Source organism: Capnocytophaga sp. oral taxon 863 str. F0517 (genome assembly GCF_000466425.1).
Classification (GTDB): Bacteria; Bacteroidota; Bacteroidia; order Flavobacteriales; family Flavobacteriaceae; genus Capnocytophaga.
This window is the reverse complement of the sequence record NZ_KE992171.1, coordinates 2,176-25,868: the sequence shown is the minus strand read 5'-3', so window position 1 is coordinate 25,868 and position 23,693 is coordinate 2,176. Positions and strand designations below refer to the sequence as shown.

22 protein-coding genes are annotated in these 23,693 nt (G+C 43.1%); 14 read left to right on the top strand and 8 right to left on the bottom strand.

Going from position 1 to position 23,693, the window contains the following annotated elements:
- Positions 1–179: 179 nt before the first annotated feature.
- Both HMPREF1551_RS09505 and HMPREF1551_RS09500 read right to left on the bottom strand, forming a co-directional pair.
- Complete coding sequence (locus HMPREF1551_RS09505; protein WP_021628911.1) at positions 180–2,540, bottom strand: heavy metal translocating P-type ATPase; 2,361 nt, start codon at positions 2,538–2,540, stop codon at positions 180–182.
- A gap of 96 nt (positions 2,541–2,636) precedes the next feature.
- A complete protein-coding gene (locus HMPREF1551_RS09500) occupies positions 2,637–3,608 on the bottom strand; it encodes a lysylphosphatidylglycerol synthase transmembrane domain-containing protein (protein ID WP_021628910.1) in 972 nt (323 codons plus the stop codon).
- A 136-nt stretch (positions 3,609–3,744) separates the two neighbouring features.
- Here HMPREF1551_RS09500 and HMPREF1551_RS09495 point away from each other — a divergent pair, with 136 nt between their 5' ends.
- A complete protein-coding gene (locus HMPREF1551_RS09495; protein ID WP_021628909.1) occupies positions 3,745–4,260 on the top strand; it encodes a thioredoxin family protein in 516 nt (171 codons plus the stop codon).
- A 75-nt stretch (positions 4,261–4,335) separates the two neighbouring features.
- Positions 4,336–4,833, top strand: a complete 498-nt coding sequence (gene tpx, locus HMPREF1551_RS09490; protein WP_021628908.1) for a thiol peroxidase — start codon at positions 4,336–4,338, stop codon at positions 4,831–4,833.
- Between the two features lie 44 nt (positions 4,834–4,877).
- Here tpx and HMPREF1551_RS09485 read toward each other — a convergent pair whose 3' ends face one another.
- Both HMPREF1551_RS09485 and pyrH read right to left on the bottom strand, forming a co-directional pair.
- Complete coding sequence (locus tag HMPREF1551_RS09485) at positions 4,878–5,825, bottom strand: cation diffusion facilitator family transporter (RefSeq protein WP_021628907.1); 948 nt, start codon at positions 5,823–5,825, stop codon at positions 4,878–4,880.
- A 67-nt stretch (positions 5,826–5,892) separates the two neighbouring features.
- The gene (gene pyrH, locus HMPREF1551_RS09480) at positions 5,893–6,600 is read right to left on the bottom strand and encodes a UMP kinase (protein WP_021628906.1); all 708 of its coding nucleotides are present in this window, start codon (positions 6,598–6,600) and stop codon (positions 5,893–5,895) included.
- Between the two features lie 206 nt (positions 6,601–6,806).
- Here pyrH and bioA point away from each other — a divergent pair, with 206 nt between their 5' ends.
- The 10 genes from bioA (at position 6,807) to HMPREF1551_RS09430 (ending at position 15,635) form a co-directional block, all read left to right on the top strand.
- Complete coding sequence (gene bioA, locus HMPREF1551_RS09475) at positions 6,807–8,096, top strand: adenosylmethionine--8-amino-7-oxononanoate transaminase (RefSeq protein ID WP_021628905.1); 1,290 nt, start codon at positions 6,807–6,809, stop codon at positions 8,094–8,096.
- A gap of 3 nt (positions 8,097–8,099) precedes the next feature.
- Positions 8,100–8,810: an SMUG2 DNA glycosylase family protein gene (locus HMPREF1551_RS09470; RefSeq protein WP_021628904.1), complete on the top strand. Its 711-nt coding sequence runs from the start codon at positions 8,100–8,102 to the stop codon at positions 8,808–8,810.
- Positions 8,811–8,814: 4 nt separating this feature from the next.
- Positions 8,815–10,038 carry a DUF2157 domain-containing protein gene (locus HMPREF1551_RS09465; RefSeq protein WP_021628903.1) on the top strand — a complete coding sequence of 408 codons (1,224 nt, stop codon included), beginning with the start codon at positions 8,815–8,817 and terminating at the stop codon, positions 10,036–10,038.
- Positions 10,031–10,585, top strand: coding sequence for a GDYXXLXY domain-containing protein (locus tag HMPREF1551_RS09460; protein WP_021628902.1), 555 nt, complete (start codon positions 10,031–10,033; stop codon positions 10,583–10,585). Before HMPREF1551_RS09465 ends, HMPREF1551_RS09460 begins: the two co-directional genes overlap by 8 nt.
- A gap of 16 nt (positions 10,586–10,601) precedes the next feature.
- Positions 10,602–11,441: an orotidine-5'-phosphate decarboxylase gene (gene pyrF, locus HMPREF1551_RS09455; protein ID WP_034544613.1), complete on the top strand. Its 840-nt coding sequence runs from the start codon at positions 10,602–10,604 to the stop codon at positions 11,439–11,441.
- Entirely contained in the window at positions 11,438–12,094 is a 657-nt protein-coding gene (locus tag HMPREF1551_RS09450; RefSeq protein ID WP_021628900.1) for a metal-dependent transcriptional regulator, read from the top strand. The genes pyrF and HMPREF1551_RS09450 overlap by 4 nt, the downstream gene beginning before the upstream one ends.
- 63 nt (positions 12,095–12,157) lie before the next feature.
- On the top strand, positions 12,158–12,931 hold the full coding sequence (locus HMPREF1551_RS09445; RefSeq protein WP_021628899.1) for an RsiV family protein: 774 nt from the start codon (positions 12,158–12,160) through the stop codon (positions 12,929–12,931).
- Entirely contained in the window at positions 12,928–13,284 is a 357-nt protein-coding gene (locus HMPREF1551_RS09440; protein WP_021628898.1) for an arsenate reductase family protein, read from the top strand. Before HMPREF1551_RS09445 ends, HMPREF1551_RS09440 begins: the two co-directional genes overlap by 4 nt.
- Positions 13,281–14,591, top strand: a complete 1,311-nt coding sequence (locus HMPREF1551_RS09435) for an NAD(P)/FAD-dependent oxidoreductase (protein ID WP_021628897.1) — start codon at positions 13,281–13,283, stop codon at positions 14,589–14,591. Before HMPREF1551_RS09440 ends, HMPREF1551_RS09435 begins: the two co-directional genes overlap by 4 nt.
- Positions 14,592–14,741: 150 nt before the next feature.
- Complete coding sequence (locus HMPREF1551_RS09430) at positions 14,742–15,635, top strand: DUF3078 domain-containing protein (RefSeq protein WP_021628896.1); 894 nt, start codon at positions 14,742–14,744, stop codon at positions 15,633–15,635.
- 131 nt (positions 15,636–15,766) lie between these two features.
- Here HMPREF1551_RS09430 and ftsH read toward each other — a convergent pair whose 3' ends face one another.
- The gene (gene ftsH, locus HMPREF1551_RS09425) at positions 15,767–17,680 is read right to left on the bottom strand and encodes an ATP-dependent zinc metalloprotease FtsH (RefSeq protein WP_021628895.1); all 1,914 of its coding nucleotides are present in this window, start codon (positions 17,678–17,680) and stop codon (positions 15,767–15,769) included.
- 2 nt (positions 17,681–17,682) lie between these two features.
- Positions 17,683–18,039, bottom strand: coding sequence for a ribosome silencing factor (gene rsfS / locus HMPREF1551_RS09420; protein ID WP_021628894.1), 357 nt, complete (start codon positions 18,037–18,039; stop codon positions 17,683–17,685).
- A 47-nt stretch (positions 18,040–18,086) separates the two neighbouring features.
- On the opposite strand from rsfS, the gene HMPREF1551_RS09415 reads away from it, so the two are divergent.
- Complete coding sequence (locus HMPREF1551_RS09415; RefSeq protein ID WP_021628893.1) at positions 18,087–18,818, top strand: biotin--[acetyl-CoA-carboxylase] ligase; 732 nt, start codon at positions 18,087–18,089, stop codon at positions 18,816–18,818.
- 126 nt (positions 18,819–18,944) lie between these two features.
- Positions 18,945–19,994, top strand: coding sequence for an NAD(P)/FAD-dependent oxidoreductase (locus HMPREF1551_RS09410; RefSeq protein ID WP_021628892.1), 1,050 nt, complete (start codon positions 18,945–18,947; stop codon positions 19,992–19,994).
- An 81-nt stretch (positions 19,995–20,075) separates the two neighbouring features.
- Here HMPREF1551_RS09410 and hisS read toward each other — a convergent pair whose 3' ends face one another.
- Together hisS and ftsZ are read right to left on the bottom strand one after the other, a co-directional pair.
- A complete protein-coding gene (gene hisS / locus HMPREF1551_RS09405) occupies positions 20,076–21,449 on the bottom strand; it encodes a histidine--tRNA ligase (protein ID WP_021628891.1) in 1,374 nt (457 codons plus the stop codon).
- 5 nt (positions 21,450–21,454) lie between these two features.
- Positions 21,455–23,329 (bottom strand): cell division protein FtsZ, encoded by a 1,875-nt coding sequence (gene ftsZ / locus HMPREF1551_RS09400; protein ID WP_021628890.1) that lies wholly within the window; start codon positions 23,327–23,329, stop codon positions 21,455–21,457.
- Positions 23,330–23,693: the final 364 nt, after the last annotated feature.

The window sequence follows — 23,693 nt, the reverse complement described above, 5'->3', positions numbered from 1 at the left end:
TAGAAATACATATTTATGCCACAAAAATACGTATTTTTTTTGATAAAACAAGAAGAATATTTATTTTTTTTAAAAAGTATCTATTTTACTCTTTGTAAGACATATATTCAATAAGTCAATTTGATAATTTGTCAATTGACTCATTAGCTCATTGCCTCATTAGCTAATTGTCTCATTAACTAATTGGCTAATTTATTCGTCATCAGGGTGGTAAAGAGCACAATACTAATGGAGCTAATAGGCATGAGGATAGCTGCTACGACGGGTTCTAAGTGCCCTGTCACCGCAAAAGAGGTACCTATACAGTTGTAGAGTAGAGAAAGGACAAAACTCATTTTAATCACCCGCATCGTCTGCTTGCTTAGGGAGAGAAAGCGTGGCAATTGCTCTATTTCAGAGGCCTGAAGGATGGCCTCGCAAGCAGGAGAAAAGGTATTGCTATTTTCTGCTACGGCACAGCCTACTTGGGCTTGCTTGAGAGCACCCGCATCATTGAGCCCATCACCCAGCATCATCACCTTCTTGCCTTCTTTCTGCAATTGTTCTATATAACGGAGCTTATCGGCTGGACTTTGGTTAAAATGGAGGCCTACTTTTGCAGAAAGCTGGCTTTGCAAATAGCCTTTTTCTGCCTCTGTATCTCCTGAGAGTAGTGCCAATGTATAGCCTTGGGCTTCGAGCTGTCGAAAAACATCAAATATATGTTCCCTATAGGGGTTCTTGAAGGTATATTTACCTAACAATACTCCATTTATAGCTACATATACAGCCGTTTCTTCCTTGTTTTCAGTAGCCGCTACAAACTTAGCGGATCCTATTTTTATGCGTTCGCCGCCTACGATCGCCTCCATCCCTTTGCCTATATGTTCCTCATAGTGCTCCAAGGGGCGTATATCTACCTGCTTATGATAGTCATATAGCTGGCGAGAGAGGGGATGATTGGAATTGCGCAAGACGCTCTTGAGAAGGATAAGCTGTTCCGAGCTCATTGGTTGCCCCTCATAAGCAATTTCTTGGGTATCACTTTGGGTGATGGTACCCGTCTTGTCAAAAATAAGGGTATCCACCTGCGCCATTTGTTCTATAGTTTGGGTATCTTTGAGATAAAAACGGCGTTTGCCTAAGAGGCGAAGCATATTTCCTAAGGCAAAAGGGGCTGAAACAGCCAAGGCACAGGGGCACGCGATAATGAGCACCGCAGTAAAGGCATTGAAAGCCTCGGTAGGGCTACCATAAATAAGCCAAAAGCCTAAGGTTAGGAAGGCTATAAGTAGCACAAAGAAGGTAAAGTACTGACTGATGCTATCGGTCAGGGTTTTGATTCCTTCGTTTTTATTCTTTTGAAAGGATTCTTGTCCCCATAGCTGGGTGAGGTAGCTTTGAGAAACCGTCTTGGTGGCTTCAATCTCTATGGCGGTACCCTTGTGTCGGCCACCGGCAAAGAGTTTGTCCCCACTATTCTTCTCTGTCCACTTGGATTCACCTGTTACAAAACTATAGTCTATCTGGCCTACGCCCTGGATCAGTACGGCATCTACCGGAATCAGCTCTTCATTGCGAATAAGCAAGCGGTCTCCTTCCTTGATGTCATATACCTGCACACTGGTTTCCTTCCCTCCTTCTATCCGAGTGACCCCTATGGGAAAATAGCTCTTATAATCTCGTTCAAAGGAGAGGAAGGAGTAGGTACGTTGCTGGAAAAACTTCCCTATAAGCAACAAAAAAACCAAGGATGCCAGGCTATCAAAGAAGCCCTGCCCCCTACCCGATACGATGTCGTAAGTACTGCGGACAAACATGGTGAGGATCCCCAAAGCTAAGGGAATATCAATGGTGAGAAAGCGGTTGCGAATTCCCTTATAGGCGGAGACAAAGTAGTCTGTCGCCGCATAAAACATCACAGGCAGGGAGAAGGCAAACATTAGCCAGCGGAAGAATTCCTTATACCGATTGAACCAAAATTCGTTGTCTTCAAAGAAACCAGGGAAAGACAGTAGTCCGATATTCCCAAAGGCAAAACCTGCCACTCCCAGCTTATACAGGAGTTGCTTTTGCCCCTTTTTGTCCTTCTTTTGGTTATAATCTTCCAAACTAATATAAGGGGCATAGCCTATTTGGGAGAGAAGCTCCACTAATTCCTTGAGAGTGATTTTGTCCTTGAGATAGCTGATCCGCACCGTCTTTTTAGGAAAATCTACTAAAGCATGAAGTACTCCTGGGTGCAATTTCTGCAAATTTTCCAATACCCAAATGCACGAACTACAGTGGATATGAGGGATATAGAGGGAGACGATTTGGGTGTTTTCCTCGTCAAACTCCAGTAGCTTAGCCACAATCTGGGGATTGTCCAAAAAGTGATACTTCTCCCCTGCCACTTCAGGACGTGCTCCAGGTGTTTGTTCATAGGTATAATATTTGCCTAACTTATTGGTAGAAAGGATTTCATAGACCGTCTGGCAGCCCTGACAGCAGAAGTGCTTATCGTCAAAGACTATCGGGTGCTTAGGGTCACAATCATTTCCACAGTGATAACAATGCATAGTTTTTAGTGAATAGTGAACAGTGAATAGTGAATAGAGAACAATGAATAGTGAATAGTGAACAGTGAACAATGAATAGTGAACAATGAATAGTGACTAACGACGTCTGTTGATAATAGGTAATAGTAAAAAGGACAATCCTCCAAAGAGGATAATCATCAAAAATTGGGCAATCCATATCACCCAGCCCAAGGCCGTACCAACTGTCTCGGTTATGCCAAAAAGCAACAGTACCTTAGCGATAAAAAGCGGATAAGCACCCAAGCCCCCATTGGTAAAAACTATGGCAAAGCTACCAATCACAAAGGCGGTCAGCACTTGTATCAGTGATAGATTCTTAGTCGCTTCCATGGAGAAGAATACCACATAGAACATCAGAAAATACATAAGCCAAATAAACAAGGTATGGGCGATGAACTGCCATTTTTTCTTCATGTAAGCAATGGAGCATATCCCCTCCTTAATGCCTGAAAGCAATTGACGCACCTTCTGTGCCAAAGATGTAGTGGAGCGGTAAATCCAATAAAGAAAGGCTAAAAATGCCAATCCCAGTCCTAATAATAGGACTATCATATAGGAAAAGGTAAAATAGCTTTCCAAGAAATGCCATACCAAATCAAACTGAAAGATAAAGACAACTGCTATGAACAAGAGCAAAATACACATATCAATCGCCCGCTCGGTAAGGATAGTCCCAAAGGATTTGTCGAAAGGTACCTTGTCATAGCGATTGATAATCAAGGCTCGGGAGACCTCTCCCGAACGAGGTATGGTAAGATTGAGCAAATAACCGATAAATACGGCCAAGACTAAGTTATACCGCTTGGGAAAGTAGTGCATGGAAGCTAGGGTATATTGCCAGCGGAGCCCCCGTGATAGGTGGCTTAAAAACCCCATCCCCACCGAAAGCCATAAAAAGGAATAATCCGCCTTGACAAATTGTTCCTTGATAAGGGTAAGTTCCTCTGCACTAAATTGGGCAAAGGCATACCAACAGAGAAACAAGCCCAAGAGCAGGGGAAGGGCAATCTGTAGTGTCTTTTTAAGGTAGTTTTTATCCGTAGCCATAAGTGATGTGTTTCAGGCGACAAAGGTAGTGAATTATTTACAAATACTCTCATAATAAAATTCCCTTCTATCTTGCACTTTTCAAAATTAATCAGTACTTTTGCAAGCTATTAGACCCCATTAAAAACGACTTGTTATGAAGAAACTATTCCTTATAGCCCTGCTACTCTGTATAGGAACTCCTATAGCTTGGGCACAGAACCAACAACAGGAGGAGTTGGCTCAAGAAAAAGAGGCCTTACCTAAGCCCTATAATCCTCAAGAAGATGGCCTTGAAAAAATCAATGAACTACTCAAATTAGCCAAAAAGAAAAACAAAAGACTCCTTGTCCAAATCGGAGGCAATTGGTGTATATGGTGCCTACGCTTCAACCATTTGGTCACTACCGATCCCGAACTGAAAAAGATTTTGGACAAAAAATATCTCTATTATCACCTAAATTTTTCCCCAGAGAACAAGAATGAAAAGGCTTTTGCCAAATATGGAAACCCTGGTGAAAAATATGGCTACCCTGCCTTTTTGATCCTTGACAAAAGAGGTAATATCCTCACCACTCGCAAGACAGAAGATATGGAAGAAAGCAAAGGATATAACAAAGAAAAGGTCAAAAAATTCTTATTAGGCCGCTTGGACTTAAACGGGCAACTTTAACATTTGTTTAAAGACAAAGAAGTATTTTATTTCACAATAATTGCCTACTTTTGTACCCGCTAAAATAAGTTTTTTATGGCAAATATTACATTTCACAATGAACCTGCTTCTACCGCTGGAGAACTTCCAAAAGTAGGCAGTATAGCTGCTAACTTCGTAGCTGTAGGGAGTGATTTGAAAGAAAAATCACTTTCTGATTACAAAGGACAACGCGTGGTGCTCAACATATTCCCCAGCGTAGATACAGGCGTATGTGCCGCTTCTGTAAGGCGCTTTAACCAAGAAGCTGCCAACCTTCCCAATACCAAAGTATTGTGCATCTCCAAAGACTTGCCTTTCGCTATGGCTCGTTTCTGTGGTGCTGAAGGGCTGAACAATGTAGTGGTTCTTTCCGATTTCCGTGGCGATTTCTCTAAGAAATATCCTTTGGAACTCTTGGATACCCCTCTTAAGGGACTGCTCTCTCGTGCTGTTATCGTCTTGGACGAAGAAGAAAGAGTCCTCTATACGGAACAAGTGGAAGAAATCACCCACGAGCCAGATTATGAAGCCGCACTTAAGGCTTTGAAATAAGAATAAAATCTTAAAAGAAAAGGGAGCGACTTTCGCTCCCTTTTTTAATCTTCATGCTCATGATAACAACTACAAGTGGTATCCCCACAGCGATACCCACTGATATCTATCTCAAGGGTGGCATGTTGTATCCCTTCATGATAGAGGGTATGCTTGACTTCTTGCTTGAGCTTCATTATAGCTTCTAAGGTGACCCCCTCTTTTATAACCAAATGTGCCGTAAGGGCATTCTCCGAGCTGCTTAGTGCCCATATATGCAAGTGATGTAGAGAGGCTATACAAGGATGCTGTAGCAGTAGCTGCTGTATCTTCTCATTATTGACCTGGTGTGGTACTCCATCCAAAATGAGCTTGACACTCTCCTTGAGTAGTGCCCAAGTGGAAAAGAGAATCACAAAGGCAATCACAAAACTGATGATAGGGTCTATAATATTCCAGCCTGTCAGGGCAATCAATGCGCCTGATACGATCACTCCCAGGGAAACCAACGCATCGACCATCAGGTGCAAGAAAGCTCCCTTGATATTGATGTCGTCCTTCTGTCCCTTATAGAAAAGAAAAGCCGAAAGTCCATTGATAAAGATTCCTATCAGCGCCGTGATGATAATCATCGCTCCTTGCATCTGAGGAGGATTTGAGAAGCGCTCTATACTCTCCACCCCTATCTTAATCACTATCAAGCAGAGTATCACGGCATTGACAAATGAGGCTAAGATAGAGGCCTTTTTATACCCATAGGTATAAAGCGCTGTAGCTCCTTTCTGTGCCAATTTCATACCTACCAGAGAGATAAGCAGCGTAGCCACATCACTTAGGTTATGGCTGGCATCGGAAATCAGGGCTAAGGAGTTGATACGTATTCCTACCACAAACTCTATCAGGGTATAGAGTGCATTAGCACCTATCCCTACATAAAAGGCCTGATTGATACGTTTCAAATCGGGCACATGGTGATGGTGGTGACCATGATGGTCGTGGTGATCATGTTCCATAATTTTAGTAATTAGTGGTTAGTGATTAGTAATTAGTGGTTAGTTGCTATGGACTAACAACTAACAACTAATCATTAACGATCGTTCCTACCGCTTCCCCGGCCACGACCTTAGCCAAATTACCTTTTTTATTCATATCAAAAACAATAATAGGCAAGTGGTTTTCCTGACTCAGGGTAAAGGCGGTCATATCCATCACTTTAAGGTTTTTGTCTATCGCCTGAGTGAAGGTAAGGTGTTCATACTTGGTAGCTTGAGGATCTTTTTCTGGATCGGCGGTATAGATGCCATCCACTCGGGTACCTTTGAGAATTACATCCGCATTGATTTCTATAGCGCGGAGTACTGCCGCCGAATCGGTGGTAAAGTAAGGGTTTCCGGTACCTGCTCCGAAGATCACCACACGCCCTTTTTCCAAGTGACGTACTGCCCTACGGCGGATAAAAGGCTCGGCGATGGCCTCCATTGTAATGGCGGTTTGCAAGCGAGTGAGTACCCCCTCTGCTTCTAAGGCACTTTGCAAGGCTAAGGAGTTGATTACAGTAGCGAGCATACCCATATAGTCGCCCTGTACCCTATCCATACCATTGCTGGCACCTGCCAGCCCTCGGAAGATGTTCCCTCCTCCAATTACAATAGCTACCTCGGCTCCTTGTGCGACTACTTCTTTTATTTCCAAGGCATATTCCTTCAATCGTGCAGGGTCTATCCCATGCTGACGGTCTCCCATAAGGGCTTCTCCACTTAGCTTGAGGAGGATTCTCTTGTATTTCATTTCGGTATATCTTTTTCAGTAATAGGAATCAGTGAATAGTGGCTTTTAACACTTCATTTTTCATTTTTCACTCATCGGGACAAAGGTACGATATCTTCGCAAGATTACCAAAAAAATATAAATCAATTTGTCAATTTGCCAATTAATTGACACCTCAACTCATTGGCTAATTGAGGAATTATTCGTACCTTTGCCTTCAAAAAAACATGACTCTGACCGAGAAAGACCAGCAATACCTCTGGCACGCCTATACCCAACACAAAACCAGTGATACCCCTATTGCCATTACCAAGGGAAAAGATGCCCTCTTGTGGGACGAAAATGGCAATACCTATATCGATGCCATCGCCTCTTGGTGGGTGAATCCGTACGGACATAGTAACGAGCGCTTAGCTCGAAAGGCCTACGAACAACTCACCTCTTTGGAGCATGTGCTCTTTGGGGGCTTTACCCACCAGCCTGCTTGCGACTTAGCGGAGGCGCTTCTTAAGATCCTTCCTAAGAACCAAAGCAAGGTCTTCTTCTCCGACAATGGCTCTACCGCGGTAGAGGTGGCTGTCAAGATAGCCTTACAATATCACTACAACCGTGGAGAGAAGCGTACTACCTTCATCGCCTTTGAGGAGGCCTTCCATGGGGATACCTTCGCTGCAATGGCCGTATCAGGCATCTCACTCTATACCACTGCTTTTCAGGGACAGCTCTTGGATGTTGTACGCATTCCTATCCCTGAGAAAGGACAGGAAGAGGCTTGCAAACAACGACTCTTAGAGGTCATTGCGAAAGAACCTTGTGCAGCCTTTATCTTTGAGCCCTTAGTCCTCGGTGCTGCAGGTATGCGTATGTATGCTCCGGAGGTCTTGGACGAGCTGATCCAAATATGCCGCGAACACCAAGTGCTTACCATAGCCGATGAGGTGATGACGGGCTTCGGAAAAACAGGCAAGACCTTCGCTTGTGACTACCTCAAGCAAATGCCTGATATGATCTGCCTCTCCAAAGCGCTTACTGGGGGTACCATTCCTCTTTCAGTAACTACCACCACCGAGGCTATTTACCAGGCTTTCTATAGTGATGATATTAGCAAAGCACTCTTCCACGGACATACCTTTATGGCCAATCCTACCGGATGCGCTATTGCCTTGGAGAGCCTCAAGATATTAGCCGAGGACGAGATGCAAGCCAACCTCAAGCGTATTCACAGCAGGCATGTTACTTTTGCGGCTAAAATGGACAAACATCCTAAGGTTGCCCGTACTCGTACCCTGGGGGTAATTGTCGCCTTGGACTTGAAAGTACCTGATACAGGGGAGTATTACGGAGCCATTCGCAACGAACTTTATCGTTTCTATATCAGCCATGGAGTGATCTTGCGTCCGGTATATCATACCATATATATATTACCCCCTTATATCATCACCGACAAACAGCTCGATAGGGTGTACCAGGTGGTAGAAGAAAGTATCGAACACCTAAGCCAAAAAGAACTTATATAGACCATGACTCACCTCTCCCCTACCGATACCCCTACCATTGGCCAGCGTATCATCACCTTTAACAAAGGCTTACAGTATACAGGCAAGCTCCCCGAGGGCTTTGCTGTGCTAAACCCTTATTTGGACAATCCGGAGACACTACAGGTGATGACCTCCTTTTATGACAAATATTATAATGACCAGGCGCCTCGTAAGTTTATCATCGGTATCAATCCCAGCCGACATGGGGCGGGGGTTACCGGGGTGCCTTTTACCGATACCAAGCACTTGGAAAACGATTGTGGTATCCCCATGCTTTCGGCTCGCACCCATGAAGTCTCCTCGGTATTCGTCTATGATATGATTGCCCAGTATGGAGGGGTGAGCGCTTTTTACAAAGATTACTATATCAACTCGCCTTTCCCTTTGGCTATTGTCCGCAAGAATGCGCAGGGCAATTGGCTCAATGCCAACTATTACGATGATCCGGAGCTTTTTGCCCTCACTCGTTCCTATATGATAGAGACCCTCCAAAAACATATAGCCTTGGGATTAGACACCAACAAAGTCTTTGTCTTAGGAAAGAAAAACGCTACTTACTTAGACAAACTCAACCAAGAAGCCAACTTGTTTCAAGAAATGGTCGTTCTGGAGCACCCTCGCTATATAGAACAGTACAAATCCAAGGAGAAACAACTGTATATAGACAAGTTTATCACCTTACTAAAAACCTAATTGTATGAAAATCCTAAAAGAATTGGACGAACTCACCGCCGCCGAGGTCATCTCCCTCGAGGTGGCCGAGCGCATTCGCCTCTATGCCCAGCAGCGCACCCAGAGTAACTCCTCCCATAGGCTTCTGACCGTCTTCGGAGCACTGGGGGCGATCCTCATTGCCTTGGGAATCATTGTCCTTTTGGCGCATAACTGGGACGAACTGCCTCGCTGGATAAAGACCTTCATCTCCTTCCTTCCTTTGCTAATAGGGCAAGCTGCTTGTGGCTACCTGCTTTTCTACAAAGGGCTTACCTCTTGGTGGAGGGAAGCTGCCGCCGCCTTTACCAGCCTTGCCATAGGTGCAGCCATCGCTATGGTGCATCAGGTATATAACTTGCCAGAGAGTTCCTTTGCCAGCTTCCTTAGCCTTTGGCTCCTCTTAGCGCTACCTACCCTCTACCTGATGCGCTCTCGGGCTACGGCTATACTCTACTATATAGGTATAGGAGCACTTTGTATATTGGGGTATAGAGAATGGACTACTTACTATACTTCTTTGGCTACCTTTGCGCTTATCTTACCTTTTTATATCTGGCATATAAGGTATAAGGCAAATAGTGCAATTACTTCTTTTCTTCACTGGCTTACCGCAATCTTCATCGGAATAGCTTTGTTCGTCCTCTATACAAGCATAAGAAATGATGATGATGTTATTCTTTGGTTTGTATTACTCTCCGCTATTTATCTTATGATAGGAAAATATCTACAAACAAGTATTTATTACAATGCTTATAAGATAGCTGCCCTTCTGTGTATTCCTATTTGTTTCTTTATAGAAGATTTTCCTTCTTTTAGCAATAATTACACCCTATATACGACCATTGCTATAGTATTTATCTATTTTTTACTTATTACAAAGTATTATTATATAGATAAAAAGGAAAAAATAATAGACCTTGTATTATTTTTTCCTATGCTTTATATTTTTTCTGTTTATTTAGCGCGTCTTTACCTATATGATTTAGTTATTTTAGCCTTTGGCGCTTACTATGTTTGGAAAGGATTTAAAAGCGAACGTAGTTTAGTGGTCAATTATGGTCTTACGGTCATCTCTATCGAAGTCGCTATACGATTTTTTGATAGTTATTTCCCCTTTGTGCTCAAAGGAATTGTCTTTATCCTCTTAGGGGTGAGCTTTTTTGTAGCCAATTATTTCATCTTAAAACAAAAAAAGAAAAATGCGTAAGAAATACCTCCCCATAGCCTTTGCCTGTATGGTTTTGGCTCAATTAGCCTTTCCTTTAAAAATGATTCTGGGTAGAGAAGTATCTCTGTTTCAGGGAGAAACCTTTCTGATGAAGGTCAAACCGCTTGACCCCTATGATGCCTTCCGTGGCCGCTATGTAACGATCTCCTACGAAGACGATGAGGTTCCCTTATCCCAAGAGTACGACACTATAGAAGAGGGGAAAGAACTTTATGTAAGGGTAAAAAAAGATAGCCAAGGCAGGCTCGTCTATGATCAGGTGAGTTCATACCCTCCCACTGATACGGATAGCTACCTCAAAGGAAAAACAGTCTCCTATGGCTCCACTTATGCCGAGAGTTGGATAAAGATAGACTTTCCCAATCGCTATTATATGAACGAAAACAAAGCTCCCTTAGCCGAGACCTTGCTCAACGAAGCCTATGCCGAAGTGGTTATCTACAAGGGAGAAGTTGTCCTCAAAGGCATACAAGTGAAGGGGATGCCTATAGAAAAATATATTGATTTATCTGAAAAAGACTATTAAAATATACATTTATTATATGAAAAATTTCTCTTTAGAAACACTTAGTCAAGAAATATTCTCCAAAAAATCCTTCCTCTGCGTAGGATTAGACGTAGATTTAGCTAAAATTCCTCCTTTCCTACTCCAGGAAGAGGATCCTATTTTTGCTTTCAACAAAGCCATTATCGACGCCACCCACCCCTATACCATTGCCTATAAGCCTAATATTGCTTTCTATGAAGCCTATGGGGAACGGGGCTGGCAGTCGCTAAGAAAGACCATTGACTATCTCAATGAGCAGCACCCATGTATTTTCACCATCGCCGATGCCAAGCGAGGCGATATAGGCAATACAGCTACCATGTATGCCAAGGCTTTTTTTGAAGATCTTAACTTTGACAGTGTCACTGTGGCACCCTATATGGGGCAAGATTCGGTAGAACCTTTCTTGGCTTTCAAGGACAAAGCGACCATTCTTTTGGCACTGACTTCCAACAAAGGGGCTTTTGATTTCCAAACCCTCTCCACCGAGGGGGTACCCCTCTACCAGCAGGTACTCTCCCGCTCCCAACAATGGCACAATGCCCAAAACCTCATGTATGTGGTAGGGGCTACTAAGGCGGAATACTTGGCCGAAATTCGCCGCATCGTCCCTCATGCCTTCCTGCTCGTACCAGGAGTAGGCGCCCAAGGGGGCGACCTAGGGCAGGTTTGCAAGTATGGCCTCAACGAATCAGTTGGTCTGATTGTCAACGCCTCCCGTGCGGTGATCTACGCCTCCCAAGGGGAAGACTTTGCCCAAAAGGCAGCAGAGGCTGCCCATGCGCTACAAAGAGAAATGGCCACTATCCTACAACAGAATTTCCCTACACTATGACCTTTTCCGAAGAAAACTACCTGAAAATCATTTACCACCTCGGCCAAGAACGCCAAGAGGAGGTGACTACCAATGCTATAGCTGAGGCCATACAGACCAAGGCTTCTTCCGTAACCGATATGCTCAAGAAGCTACACGAAAAGGGCTGGGTAGAACATAAGAAATACCAAGGGGTAAGCCTTACCAAGGAAGGTGCCAAAAACGCCCTCTTGGTCATCCGAAAGCATCGCCTTTGGGAGGTCTTCCTCGTGGAAAAACTCCATTTTTCGTGGGACGAAGTTCATGAAGTGGCCGAGCAACTGGAACATATACAGTCCGATAAGCTCATAGAGGAATTAGACAAACTACTTCTCTACCCTGAAAAAGACCCTCATGGAGACCCTATCCCTGACAAATATGGCCATATGCCTACCCTCAAAAGCGAGTTGCTGAGCCATATGAAAAAGGATGAAGTCGCTCAGTGTATAGGGGTAAAGAATACTTCTAAAGAATTTTTGCAATATCTCAATAAGATAGACATTTCCATAGGAAAAGAAATCAAGATTTTGGAAATTCATCCATTCGACAATTCTATTGAAATTCAATTAGATAGCCATTCTATTAATATCTCTTCCATAGTAGCCGAAAATATATACGTTAAAAAAAACAAATAAGTCCGATTTTTCTTTTTTATTTCTAAAAAATAAACTATTTTTGCCCTCACATTCTCAATAAAAATGTCACGTAAAAATTACTATATTATTGCGCTCGTAGCCGTTATCCTTGGTGTAGGTGGCTATTTCTTATTTTCTCAATACGGAAAGTATCATTTTGAAAATCAAGAAATTATACTCAACGACTGTCCCGAAGAAGACTGTGCTGAAGTCTCTGTTAATTACATGCTTTGCAAAAGTTCTAAGGACTTTGCCAAGGTATTCAATGACACCATACAACGACAATTGGTCAAAATCCTCACAGCTAAGGATACCATAATGGGTGTCAAAGAGGCTGGGGAACTATTCCTTGCTCAATACAAGGCTGATAAACAACAGTTCGATGCAGTGGCTCCTTATCATATTCAAATCGTGGATACGATCTTATTAGAGCATGAGTCCCTTATCTCTATAGAACGTTCCGTATTCGAAGACTTCGGAGGCATACATCCTTTCTCTTGGGTTAAGTATATCAACTTCGATACTACCAGTGGAAATCCTATCCCCTCTATAAAACTATTTAAAGATAGAAACAAAATATTAGACATAGCTGAAAAATACTTCAGAAGTACCTTTCACCTCTCCGAAGATCAAGACTTCGATGAAAGTGGCTTCATGTTCCAAAATAATATCTTTTCCTTACCTGAAAATATTGGCTTTGACCAAAACGACCTTATATTATTGTATAACCCTTATGAAATTGCCCCTTATAGTGCCGGAATCTTAGAGGTTAGAATACCTCTATCCGAAGTAAATCCTTGGCTTTCATTTAACCTTAATGACCCTAAAAGAAAATGACACCCACTCGGAAAATTTACTATCTAAGCAGTTGCGATACTTGCCAACGCATTCTCCATGAACTCAGAGTATTGGAGGATTTCACCTTTCAAGATGTGAAAGAAGAACCTATCTGCGAGACAGATTTAGAAACCCTTAAAAACTTTACAGGAAAGTATGAGCTCTTATTCAACAAAAGAGCCAAACTCTACAAAGAAAGACAACTCAACGAAAAAGAACTTTCCGAGAGTGATTACAAAAATCTTATTTTGGAACATTACACCTTCCTAAAACGACCTATTTTGGTTATCGATGACCATCTAGTACTGGGCAATGCTACTAAAATTATAAAAGAAACACGCAAACACCTATGAGTACTATCACTCAACTGAATATTCCTACCACCAACCTCCCTCGTATAGTCGTTATTGGAGCTGGTTTCGGGGGTATCAACATTGTAAAGCAGCTGGATTTTACCAAAATGCAAGTGGTACTGATCAATAAAACCAATTATCACACCTTCCAGCCGCTCCTCTATCAGGTATCCACTGCTGGACTCGAGCCTGATTCTATCGCACACTCCGTGCGTTCTATTTTCAAAAAAGTAAAAACCTTTCACTTCCGCATCACGGAGGTAAAAAAAATTAATCCAGACAAGAAGTATATCGAAACTGATTTAGGTGACCTCTCCTATGACTATCTTGTCATCGCTACTGGCTCACAGACCAACTTCTATGGCAATGCCAATATCCAAAAATATGCCATGCCTATGAAGACCGTTCCCGAGGCCATAGATATGCGTAGCCTTATTATCCAAAACTTGGAGGCTGCCATACTGACCAATGACCTTGAAGAGCGTAACAGCCTCATGAACTTTGTTATCGTCGGGGGTGGCCCTACTGGAGTGGAGCTGGCCGGTGCTTTTGCCGAACTCAAAAGCCATATCCTCCCTACCGACTATCCTGATTTGGATATTCGTAAGATGAATGTTCACCTCATTCAGGCCGATCCTCGTCTGCTAGTAGGAATGAGCGAGAAATCGAGTGAGAAAGCCAGAGAATACCTCGAAAAGATGGGAGTTACCATTTGGTTCAATACTTTTGTAAAAGATTATGATGGTACCAATGTAGTAACCAATACGCATAATTTCGAGACACGTACCCTTATCTGGACTGCCGGAGTAAAAGGAAGTACCATAGAAGGCCTCCCTGAGGAAAGCATCCAATTCGGCCGTTACTCAGTTAATGAATTTAATGAAGTCAAAGGCTGTGAAAATATCTTTGCCATAGGGGATATCGCTTCTATGATCAGCGACAAGTATCCTAAGGGGCATCCCATGGTAGCACAACCAGCTATCCAACAAGGCAAGCAATTAGGAAAAAACCTCAAGAGAAAGATTGCCGGAAAGGCACTCGTTCCTTTTAGTTATTTTGACAAAGGTGCCATGGCTACAGTCGGACGTAACAAGGCCGTGGTAGAGGTTGCCGGTATGCGCTTCTCCGGTTGGTTCGCTTGGATTCTTTGGATGGTCATTCACTTAGCCTTTTTGGTCGGATTCCGTAACAAGATGGTGGCTTTGGCCAACTGGATTGTACAGTATTTCCAATACAACAAAGGGGTTAGGCTTATTATCAGACCCTACAAGTCTGCCTATGAGAAAGAAAAAGAACTCAAATCCTAAAATAACCTTAACGCAATTCTTTTCGATAGAGACTATCCTTGACAAGGAAGTCTCTTTTTTTATTCTTCTTAAAAATAAGTGGTAACAACTTGCAAATTCAAAAAATATAAGTATCTTTGCCCCGTTTTTTAATAATCTAAATAATCAACGATGAAAAAAATGTTGCTTTCAGCATTTGCCCTATGGGGATTTGCTGCTTTTGCTCAACAGGAAGTAATGTCCGCTCCAGAACCTTCTGCTAATTCTGAAAAAACATGGACACGAGCTGGACTTATCTCTTTATTATTCAACCAAACAGCCTTTAACCATGATTGGACAGGAGGAGGAACAAATAACTACGGAGGTAACCTCAATCTTTCCTACGATGCCAACTACAAAAAAGATGCTTGGACTTGGGATAACAAACTCCTTATCGATTATGGGCTTACCCGAGTAGATGGGGATGCTTTCTCCAAGAAGACCAACGACCGCTTTGCGATCACTTCCTTGGTAGGACGACAATTGACCGATACTTGGTTTGTTTCTTTCTTCGCTAATTTCCAGACACAATTGGCCAAGGGGTATAAGTACGGGACTGACAATACAGGTGCCCAAATCCGTACCGAAACAACCAATTTCTTAGCTCCTGCTTATTTCTCTTTCGGTCCCGGTATGTTGTGGAAGAAAAACGACAACCTAAAGGTGAATATCTCTCCTGCTACTGCTCGACTTATCTTTACAGATAAGAAATTCACCGAGTTCGGCCCTCACTTTGGGGTAGAAAAAGGGGAAACCTCTCGCTTTGAGTTCGGTGCGGCTGTCAATGGGTATGCTAAGTTTGACGACTTGATCAAGAATGTAACAATTGAAAATACCCTTGGTCTCTATAGCAACTACCTTGATAAGCCTCAAAATGTAGATATAGACTATACCCTTAATGTACTGATGAAAGTAAATAGCTTCCTTTCTGCTAACTTTACCCTACAAGCCGTTTATGATGACGATGCAGCGAAAGCCTTCCAGATAAGAGAAGCCTTCGGCGCTGGATTCACCTACAAATTCTAATAGGGTAAGAAAAGGCCAAAAATAAAAGGTAAAAAGTAGTCGCTACTTTTTACCTTTTATTATTTTGTTACTTCTTACTATCATTAGGGACACTTTTCACTCTTCATTTTTCACTCTTGATTTTTCACTCTTTATTTGTCATTATCATGTGGCCTTTTCCCAAAGATATGTTCCAAATCTTCCTTGAAAATCACCTCCCTTTCTAAGAGCAATTCAGCCAAGGCAGTGAGTTTATCCTTATTTTCTGTAAGAATATTTAGAGCTCTTTGGTATTGTTGTTCTATGATACTGCTAATCTCTTCATCAATCACTTGAGCCGTTTTCTCACTATAAGGCTTAGTAAATCCGTATTCCTCACCGGTAGGATCGTAATAAGTGCGGTTCCCTATTTTATCATTCAATCCATAGATGGTAACCATTGCACGTGCTTGTTTGGTTACTTTTTCCAAGTCACTTAAGGCTCCAGTAGAGATTTTTCCGAAAGTAATCTGTTCGGCAGCTCTCCCACCGAGGGCAGCACACATCTCATCCTCAATCTGATCGGTACGGACAATCTGTCGCTCTTCTGGCAAGTACCAAGCAGCACCCAGTGAGCGCCCCCTCGGTACAATGGTAACCTTCACCAGCGGAGCGGCATGTTCTAAGAGCCAGCTTACGGTAGCGTGTCCCGCCTCATGATAAGCGATAGCCTTTTTCTCCTCTGGGGTGATGATCTTATTCTTCTTCTCCAAACCTCCGATAATTCTATCCACCGCATCCAAGAAATCTTGCTTATCCACCGATTCTTTGCCTCGTCGGGCAGCGATAAGGGCGGCTTCATTACATACATTGGCTATATCCGCTCCAGAGAAACCTGGTGTCTGCTTAGCTAAGAACTCTATATCCAAGTCCTCGGTAATCTTGATGGGTCGTAGGTGCACCTTAAAGATCTCCTTACGCTCATTCAGATCGGGGAGGTCTACATAGATCTGTCGGTCAAAACGTCCTGCTCTCAAGAGGGCTTTATCCAATATCTCCGCTCGGTTGGTAGCCGCTAGTACAATCACATTAGTAGTAGTACCAAAGCCATCCATTTCTGTAAGCAACTGATTGAGTGTATTTTCCCTCTCATCATTGGCATTGGTCATATTATTCTTGCCTCGGGCGCGTCCTATGGCATCTATCTCATCAATAAAGATAATAGAAGGAGATTTTTCCTTTGCCTGACGGAATAGGTCTCTTACACGAGAAGCCCCTACCCCGACGAACATCTCCACAAAGTCAGAGCCTGAAAGAGAGAAGAAAGGCACCTGTGCCTCACCTGCTACCGCCTTGGCCAAGAGGGTTTTCCCTGTTCCTGGAGGGCCTACCAAAAGAGCTCCCTTAGGGATTTTTCCTCCCAAAGAGGTGTATTTTTCAGGGTTTTTAAGAAAATCTACAATCTCCTGTATCTCTTCTTTGGCGCCTTCGAGGCCTGCTACATCTTGGAACGTTATCTTCTTATCCTTAGCCCCGTCAAAGAGTTTGGCTCGTGAGCGACCTATATTGAAGAACTGCCCTCCACCAAATCCGCCTCCTGCTCGGCGCATCATAAAGATCCATAAACCTACAAAAAGCACTAAGGGAAGAATCACTGTGATGAGCATATCTCCCAAGAAATTCTGCTCGGTACGGTAGATCAGCTGGGTATTGGAGAGGTTGTTCTCTGCTACAATCTTATTGAAGCGATTTTCAAAGTTCTCCAAGACCCCCACTTCCATTTTATATTGGGGAATATCTGCCTCTGCTCCTTGCTTGAACAAAGGATTTTCAGCTTGTACCTTTTTGTGATCCGGCTTCTGCAAAGCCTCTGGGAAAAGATAGATACGTGCCTGATGCTTATTGACAACCACAACCTTAGAGATGTCTCCATCTTGGAGAAATTTCTCAAATTCAGTCTGTGGGATTTCCTCTGGTTGCTTCCATAATCCGGAACTTGAAATCGGATTAAGGATAAAAAATAAGATAATAGCAAGCCCTGCATAGAACCAAAAAGCAGAGAATCGAGAGGGTTTGTTTTCGTTCATAACTATTCGTTTGTATTTATATGGGTTATTTGGGCATCTCCCCATAAGCCCTCTATATCATAATATTCGCGTATAGGTTTTTGGAAAATATGTACCACTACATCCACATAGTCCAACAGTACCCATTCGGCGTTTTGTTCGCCTTCTACATGCCAAGGCTTCTGTGGTGTTTGGCGCTGTACAGCTCCCGATAGGGCTACCACTTGGGTATTGGAGCCTCCTGAGCAGATCACAAAATAGCTACATACGGCGTTTTCTATTCCTCTTAGGTCTAAAATGGTGATGTCCTGACCCTTTACTTTCTGTATACCTTCCAGTACAGAAGCGAGGATTTGTTCTGTGTTATTTTTTTCTGACATTCAATTTTTTTAATTACTTTTGCAAAGCGACAAAGGTATAACATTTTATGGAAATTATCAAACTTAATGCCACAAATTCTACCAATACTTATCTTAAAAATCTCATCAAGGAAAAACCTGTAGAAGACCTTAGTTGTGTATGGGCACTTTCACAGACCCAAGGGCGGGGACAACAGGGTGCTACCTGGGTAGCAGAGCCTGGTAAAAACCTTACTTTCAGTCTTTTGAAGAAATTCGAGGCGCTCCCCTCTGAATATCACTTCTTGCTGAATATGGAAGTATCTTTGGCTATCTTCCGCACCTTAAAAAAATTATACATCCCCGACTTGGCTGTCAAGTGGGCTAATGACATTCTGTCAGCCAAAAAGAAAATCTGTGGAATACTGATAGAAAATACGCTACAGAAGGAAGCTATTACCGCTTCAGTTATTGGAATCGGGCTAAATGTCAATCAGCTATTTTTTGGAGAGCTCCCACATGTCTCTTCTTTGCAGAAAATCATGGGACACCCCTTTGACTTGGAGGAGATCTTACTCCTTATAGGTCATGAGCTGGAAGCAGCCCTTTTGAGCCTTTCCCCTACCCGCTTTGAGACCGTTTTACGGGAGTACCACTCTCATTTGTTTCGAAAGGACAAGCCTTCTACCTTTGAGTACCCGAACGGGCAGCGCTTTATGGGCTATATCAGAGGGGTAGATCACAACGGCCAACTCCAAGTAGAACAAGAAGATGCCCTGATGAGTTCTTTTTCACTTAAAGAAGTCAAATTACTTTACTAACCCCTTGTCTTGTGAAATGGTTTTCAGCACCAATGAAAGGTGAAAAATAAGTAATTAGAAATTAACAATTAACCATTAACTATTAATAATTAAAATTCGTATTTTTGCACAATCAAACCAACTTTCATGAAAGAAACCGATATTATCATCATAGGGGCGGGGCCTACAGGGCTTTTTGCCGTTTTTGAAGCTGGCCTTTTGCGCCTGAAGTGTCACCTAATAGATACGCTCCCCCAACCGGGAGGACAGCTCACTGAGCTCTATCCTAAAAAGCCTATCTTCGATATTCCTGGCTATCCCAGTGTAGGCGCTGCGGAGCTGGTAGATAACCTTATGGAACAAATCAAACAGTTCCAGCCGGAATTTACCCTTTCTGAAACAGCGGTAACCCTTGAAAAACAAGCCGATGGCACCTTTATCGTGACCACTGACAAGGGTACTCAGATCAAAGGGAAAGCTGTGGCTATCGCGGGGGGCTTAGGCACCTTTGAGCCACGCAAACCTGAAATTAGCAACTTGGCGGATTATGAGGATAAGGGAGTAGAATACTTCGTTCGCCAGCCCGAACGTTTCGCTGGCAAGCGAGTAGTGATTGCCGGTGGGGGCGACTCTGCCTTGGACTGGAGTATCTTCTTGTCCAATATTGCCCAGTCGGTGACTTTAGTACATCGCCGTAATGAGTTCCGTGCCGCCTTGGATTCAGTAGAGAAAGTAAAGGAACTTAAGGCTGCTGGCAAAATCAATCTTATCACCCCTGCTGAAGTAGTCGCTCTCAAAGGAGAAGGACAACTCTCCTCCGTGGTCTTAGAGAAGGAAGGGGTTCAAGAGGAATTGCCTACCGACTACTTTATTCCTCTCTTTGGACTCACCCCTAAGCTTGGGCCAATTGCCGATTGGGGATTGGAGATCGAACGCAATGCGATCAAGGTCAATAACGCCCTTGATTATCAAACCAATATTGAAGGGGTCTATGCCATAGGCGATGTGAATACCTACCCTGGTAAGCTCAAGCTCATTCTCTGTGGCTTCCATGAGGCCACCCTGATGTGCCAAGGGGTCTATAACCGCCTCTATCCTACCAAGAAGTATGTACTCAAATATACCACTGTAGCGGGGGTTGATGGCTTTGATGGCTCCCGCAAAGAAGCCGAAAAAGCGGTCATTCAGTCTATTTAAGTAAAAAGAGAAGAGTGAAAAGTGAATAACGCTATCATGCGCTTACACTTTTCACTCTTCATTATTTATAAGTAATTACTTTTATTTTTCAGCTATTACTTTTCCTATTTCTCCTATAGGATAAGAGGCTTGTTCGCCGGAGTGCATATTCTTAAGGATGGCTGTACCTAAGGAGAGTTCCTCTTGGCCAATAAGCACTACATACTTCACATGGCGGCTGTCTGCATAGGCCAATTGCTTTTTGAGTTTCGCTGCTTCCGGATAGAGCTCGGCCTTATGACCTTGAGCGCGAAGCTGTTGTACCAAGACAAACGAAGCCAAAGCCTCCTTATCTCCAAAATTGACACATAGCACTTCCAAACTCTCGCTTATGGCTTCAGGGAAAAGTCCCAGTTGTTCTAAGACAAGATAAATCCTATCCAAACCGAATGAGATACCTACTCCACTGACTCCCTTGAGCCCGAAGATAGCGGTTAGCTCATCATAGCGGCCTCCTCCTCCTATAGAGCCTAAAGCGACTTCACTAGGGGCAGCTACCTCGAAAATGGCGCCTGTGTAGTAATTCAGCCCGCGGGCTAAGGTTACCTCTAGTTCCAAAGTGGCTGTCTGTAGGCCTAACTGTTGGATTTGTGTGTGAACAAACTCCAAATCGGCTATTCCTTCTTGCCCTATGGAAGAGGTGGAAAGTAAGTCCTTGAGCTGGCTTATTTTCTGCTCAAAATTGCCCTCTAAGGAGAATACAGGTTGGATTTTGTCAATAGCCTGCTGAGAAATACCTTTGGATAGCATCTCTTCTTCTACCTTTTCTTTGCCTATCTTGTCGAGCTTGTCCAAAGCCACTGTAAAGTCAATCAGCTTATCTGGAGCTCCAATAATTTCAGCAAAGCCGGAGAGTATCTTGCGGTGGTTCATCTTGATGGCAACTCCCTTTACCTTCAGGTCTGTGAAGACTTGGTCATAGAGCTGAACAAATTCTACCTCCTGCCAAAGCCCTTTGGAGCCTACTACATCGGCATCACATTGATAGAACTCTCGATAGCGCCCTTTCTGTGGGCGATCGGCACGCCATACCGGCTGTATCTGATAACGCTTGAAAGGAAAGGTAATTTCATTTTGGTGTTGCACTACATAGCGTGCAAAAGGTACCGTAAGGTCATAGCGAAGTGCCTTCTCACTAATAAAAGAATTGATCTTCAAGCTATTACGCTCTTGGTAAAGTGCATCGGGTATCTCCTTTAGAAAATCTCCGGAGTTGAGTATCTTAAAGATAAGCCGGTCACCTTCCTCTCCATACTTGCCCATGAGGGTCTCCATATTCTCAAAACTGGGAGTTTCAATAGGTTGAAAACCAAATAGTTCAAATGATTTCCGTATGGTTTGTATAATATAGTTACGCTTGGCCACCTCCTCTGGAGTGAAATCACGCGTACCTTTGGGTATACTGGGTTTTTGCATTACTTTTAATCTACATTGTCGTGCAAATAGCTATTGTTCTCACGTATCTGCACTATATTATTGGAATCTAAACTAATAGAACTACGAGAGACAGAAGGAGTTGCTGTTGTGGAGGAAATATCCACATTCTTACGCATATAGGCCGGTGTATTCTCTAGATCTTCCAATCTATAGTTATTTTGATTGGAGAATTGGTGACTCATATGCTTAAAAGTAGCCTTTCGATGGGTTGCGTTCTCCCTAAGAGCTGCCATATAAACGTTCTGATTAGGCTCTGTAGGCGCTTCTTTGACTTGTTCTTTAGCCTTTACAGGTTCTTTGATTCGTATTTCAGCCTTGAAGTCATCTTCTTCGTATGGAGAGCGTGCCTGAGTGAGCATCTCTTCCACTTCCATATAATCATCAAGGGTATGTACGATTTTTCCTCCTTCTTGTAGGGTAGCGGTGGCCACCTCAGGTTCTTTGGCCATAGTCATTTGTACCTTAGCTGGGGCTGGTCTCTGGGGTGCCGTTTTTTTTTCTTGATAGATGACAAATTCCTCCTGCTGTAGGGGTACTATACGTTGCACGACTTCAAAATGTACCGGCACACGATAGAGACTCTCCTCTACCCTTAGTGTCTTTATCTTCTTCTCTTCTGTATGCAGGGTAATTCCCATACTGCTTTTGGTAGCAGGCTCCTCCACAGAGGGAACAGGTACTGCCGCTTGAGGGGTATCTTCCAAATGATATACCACCTTTTCTTTTTTCTTTACTGAATTTTCGAAGGAAATATCGGTGAAAGAAGAGGTTGTATCCAATTCTTTTACCATGGAAGTATCCTCGTCCAAGGAATGGACAATTTTCTTAGGGGCAGCATCTATGATTTCATGTTGCTGCTCGGTGGAGAATCCGGTAGCTACAACTGTTACCATCACCTTATCCTCCAAGGCTGCTTCCTCACCCATTCCCATGATAATATTGGTCTTATAACCTACACCCAGTTCTTGGGTATTTCCTGCTTCTTTTTGTATGTATTCGTTGATATCACCCACTTCATCCACGGTGATTTCTTCCTTCCCATAGAGGATAAGTAGCAATACATTTTTAGCACCAGTGATGCGGTTGTCATTGAGCAAAGGCGATTCTAAGGCTGCTTTTACGGCATTCAAGGCACGGTTGTCCCCTGTCCCATAACCAGTACCCATGATAGCCGTACCGCTATTGGAAAGTACCGTATGGGCATCACGCAAGTCAATATTCACTTCGAACTCCTTGGTAATCACCTCTGCAATACCTTTGGCAGCGATCGTAAGTACCTCATCCGCCTTAGCGAAGCCCGTTTTGATTCCTAAGTTGCCATAAGTATCTCTGAGCTTATTATTATTGATCACAATGAGTGAATCCAATTGTTCGCGTAGGTTTTCGATTCCCTTTTGGGCTTGTGCCAAGCGTATTTCCCCTTCAAACTTGAAGGGACTGGTAACGATACCCACGGTAAGGATCCCCATATCACGGCATATTTTGGCAATTACAGGGGCTGCTCCTGTACCCGTACCGCCCCCCATACCAGCAGTGATGAAAGCCATCTTGGTATTATTGCCCAACATAGCCTTTATTTCCTCTATACTTTCTATAGCGGACTGCTCTCCTACTTCTGGGTTGGAGCCTGCTCCTAAGCCTTCGGTAAGTTCCACACCCAAGTGAATTTTGTTCACTATAGGACTCTTGTCCAAGGCCTGGCGGTCTGTATTACAAATAATGTAATCCACCCCGCGGATGTCTTGCTTATACATGTAGTTCACGGCGTTTCCACCACCTCCACCTACACCTATTACCTTAATCAAACTTCCTGCAGTCCTAGGAAGGTCAAATGTCGCATTGTCAAATTCTATCGCCATACTTTTTTGCTGTTTTTTATTGTTTTAGATATATTGATTAATAGTTGATTATCAATGGTTAATGATCAATGATTAACAAAGACTCATAGTCGCTAATCATTTATCATTTGTCCCTAAATAAGAGGTTTTTCCCTGCTGCAAAATTATTGCTTTTTTCTTAGTTATCCACAAAAAAATGATTTTTGTTTATAACTTTTCCGCACCTAAAATAATTCGTTAATATTCACCCTCTTAAAATATTTCTTTGACAAGATTTTAAATTCGCCTCCCTCGGTATAAAGATTTTTTTATAGAGAGCAGTGGTTGATGGTTAGTGGTTAGTAACGAATGACCCTCTCCCATTTTAGGGAAAGGGTCATCGTCT

Coding starts and splice junctions, on each gene's coding strand:
- HMPREF1551_RS09460 (WP_021628902.1), top strand. CDS start 10,031: ATGCGTAAGAAATACCTCCCCATAGCCTTTGCCTGTATGGTTTTGGCT.
- HMPREF1551_RS09465 (WP_021628903.1), top strand. CDS start 8,815: ATGAAAATCCTAAAAGAATTGGACGAACTCACCGCCGCCGAGGTCATC.
- HMPREF1551_RS09430 (WP_021628896.1), top strand. CDS start 14,742: ATGAAAAAAATGTTGCTTTCAGCATTTGCCCTATGGGGATTTGCTGCT.
- HMPREF1551_RS09415 (WP_021628893.1), top strand. CDS start 18,087: ATGGAAATTATCAAACTTAATGCCACAAATTCTACCAATACTTATCTT.
- tpx (WP_021628908.1), top strand. CDS start 4,336: ATGGCAAATATTACATTTCACAATGAACCTGCTTCTACCGCTGGAGAA.
- hisS (WP_021628891.1), bottom strand. CDS start 21,449: ATGCAAAAACCCAGTATACCCAAAGGTACGCGTGATTTCACTCCAGAG.
- HMPREF1551_RS09470 (WP_021628904.1), top strand. CDS start 8,100: ATGACTCACCTCTCCCCTACCGATACCCCTACCATTGGCCAGCGTATC.
- bioA (WP_021628905.1), top strand. CDS start 6,807: ATGACTCTGACCGAGAAAGACCAGCAATACCTCTGGCACGCCTATACC.
- pyrF (WP_034544613.1), top strand. CDS start 10,602: ATGAAAAATTTCTCTTTAGAAACACTTAGTCAAGAAATATTCTCCAAA.
- rsfS (WP_021628894.1), bottom strand. CDS start 18,039: ATGTCAGAAAAAAATAACACAGAACAAATCCTCGCTTCTGTACTGGAA.
- HMPREF1551_RS09450 (WP_021628900.1), top strand. CDS start 11,438: ATGACCTTTTCCGAAGAAAACTACCTGAAAATCATTTACCACCTCGGC.
- HMPREF1551_RS09505 (WP_021628911.1), bottom strand. CDS start 2,540: ATGCATTGTTATCACTGTGGAAATGATTGTGACCCTAAGCACCCGATA.
- ftsH (WP_021628895.1), bottom strand. CDS start 17,680: ATGAACGAAAACAAACCCTCTCGATTCTCTGCTTTTTGGTTCTATGCA.
- HMPREF1551_RS09485 (WP_021628907.1), bottom strand. CDS start 5,825: ATGGAACATGATCACCACGACCATCATGGTCACCACCATCACCATGTG.
- ftsZ (WP_021628890.1), bottom strand. CDS start 23,329: ATGGCGATAGAATTTGACAATGCGACATTTGACCTTCCTAGGACTGCA.
- HMPREF1551_RS09445 (WP_021628899.1), top strand. CDS start 12,158: ATGTCACGTAAAAATTACTATATTATTGCGCTCGTAGCCGTTATCCTT.
- HMPREF1551_RS09500 (WP_021628910.1), bottom strand. CDS start 3,608: ATGGCTACGGATAAAAACTACCTTAAAAAGACACTACAGATTGCCCTT.
- pyrH (WP_021628906.1), bottom strand. CDS start 6,600: ATGAAATACAAGAGAATCCTCCTCAAGCTAAGTGGAGAAGCCCTTATG.
- HMPREF1551_RS09435 (WP_021628897.1), top strand. CDS start 13,281: ATGAGTACTATCACTCAACTGAATATTCCTACCACCAACCTCCCTCGT.
- HMPREF1551_RS09495 (WP_021628909.1), top strand. CDS start 3,745: ATGAAGAAACTATTCCTTATAGCCCTGCTACTCTGTATAGGAACTCCT.
- HMPREF1551_RS09410 (WP_021628892.1), top strand. CDS start 18,945: ATGAAAGAAACCGATATTATCATCATAGGGGCGGGGCCTACAGGGCTT.
- HMPREF1551_RS09440 (WP_021628898.1), top strand. CDS start 12,928: ATGACACCCACTCGGAAAATTTACTATCTAAGCAGTTGCGATACTTGC.